We start from the raw sequence: 2098 nt of genomic DNA on the forward strand, positions 1-2098 counted from the left end.
CCGGGGGCGGGAATCTGGGCGTACACATTTCCTACACATATAAGGACTCTCGGCTGGCTGGGTAAATATAAGAGGGGACCTCGTTTCCGAGATCCCCTCTTTCGCCTATCTACAGTAATAGACTCTTAAATACCTTATGCCAGCAGCTTGCGACCGGACTCTTCAATCGCGTCAAGTGCTGCATCAGCTTCGGCGGCATCCGCGCCCTTGGCAAAGATATACAGCTTGATCTTGGGCTCGGTGCCGGAAGGACGGACGATACCCTTGTTGCCACCCTCGAGATCGAACTCAATGACATTAGCCTTCGGCAGGCCGTTCACGCAGGTGTTGTAGTCCACGACGGCCTCAATCTTGGAACCGGCGAGCTCCGCGGGCGGGTTCTCGCGCAGACCAGCCATGATGCCGGCCATCTTTGCCGCACCCTCAGCGCCCGGATAGCTCAGCGAAATCGTCTTGTTGTGATAGTAGCCATACTTCTCGTACAGCTCGTGCATCGCGTCGGCGAGGTTCTTACCCTGCAGCTTGTAATACTGAGCCATCTGGCAAATCAGCAGCGAAGTGCTCACGGCGTCCTTGTCGCGCACGTGATCACCAGCCAGATAACCGTAGCTCTCCTCAAAACCGAAGATAAAGCGATCGACTTCACCGGCATCGGAAAGCGAGGTAATGATGTCACCGATGTACTTGAAGCCCGTCAGGCAGCGACGGAGCTCAAAGCCATATTCCTCGGCCAGAGCATCGACCATGGCGGAAGAAACAATGGTAGTAACCGCGACCTTCTTAGTGAGGTCCTCGCCGCGGGCGGCACGGGTCTTGCAAATATAGTCGAGCAACAGGACGCCCATCTCGTTACCGGTCAGCAGCAGATAGTCATCGCCATTCTTAACGGCAACGCCAACACGGTCGGCGTCGGGATCGGTCGCAAGCAGCAGATCGGGGTGAACCTGCTCGCAGAGATCGATGCCCTTCTGCATGGCCTGTCGGATCTCGGGGTTAGGATACGGGCAGGTCGGGAAATCGCCGTTAGGTTCCTTCTGCTCGGGAACAACCGTGACATCAGTGATGCCAGCGCGCTCGAGCACCGTGGTGACGGGAATGAGGCCGGTACCATTCAGCGGCGTATAGACAAGCTTGAGCGGTGCGCCGGCAATCTCCTCGGCAGAAAGATTCGTAACGCCGCGAGCGAGAACGGCGTCGTAATAACGCTCGAGGCACGAGTCATCGATCCATTTGACCAGGCCCTGCTCAAGAGCCTCATCGAAGTCCATGGACTTCACACCGGTGAACGTATCGGTCTCGGCGATAGCCTTAGAAATTGCATCGGCGGCCTCGCTGGTGATCTGGCAGCCGTCGGGGCCATAGGCCTTATAGCCGTTATACGGTGCCGGGTTATGACTAGCGGTCATGCAAATGCCACCGGAGCACTTAAGATCACGGACGGCCCAGGAGAGCGTCGGCACAGGAGAAATCTTGGGATAAACGAGGGCAGTCACGCCGTTTGCTGCAAGAATGGCAGCCGTCGTCTTAACGAACAGCTCACCTTTATTGCGGCTATCGCGAGCGATGGCAACCGTTGGATGCTCGAAGGTCGCATTGAGGTAGTCAGCGAATCCCTGGGTCGCACGACCGACCGTATAGATATTCATACGGTTAGTGCCCGCACCGATAGTGCCGCGAAGGCCGGCAGTACCGAAGGCGAGATCTTGGAAGAAAGCATCGGTGATGGCGTCCTCATCACCCTGCTCCTTCATCGTGTTAAGCTCAGCGAGGAGCTCCTCGTCCTTGACATTGGCAATCCAAGTATCAAGCAGCTCATGAACATCTGCCATGTGAGTCCTTCCGTCACAATCAATAAAACGACCCGTGTAAAAACAGGACAAGCGCAGCAGTGCGCTAAAGCAAATATTAGTCCATTGAGAACAGAGAACCGACCAAAGAACGGTGAACGTCTATATTCAGCGGTGGATGATTAAATTGATTTAATTGCATAAGGAATGTTGCCTGTAAACGCAAAAAAGGGGGGAGGCCGCGAGGCCTCCCCCCTTCTTCAAGTCTTGCGACGGCTCGGTGCCGTCCACCGGTCAGCGGCGCCCTGGCC

Annotated in this window: 1 protein-coding gene; it reads right to left on the minus strand. The window is 56.0% G+C overall.

Features of this window, described 5'->3' with window-relative positions; all coding sequences use genetic code 11:
* Positions 1–134: 134 nt before the first annotated feature.
* A complete protein-coding gene (locus DW151_RS10310; protein ID WP_055252695.1) occupies positions 135–1829 on the minus strand; it encodes a phospho-sugar mutase in 1695 nt (564 codons plus the stop codon).
* Positions 1830–2098 lie beyond the last annotated feature (269 nt).

It is taken from the genome of Collinsella sp. AM13-34 (assembly GCF_003473055.1).
Lineage (GTDB): Bacteria > Actinomycetota > Coriobacteriia > Coriobacteriales > Coriobacteriaceae > Collinsella.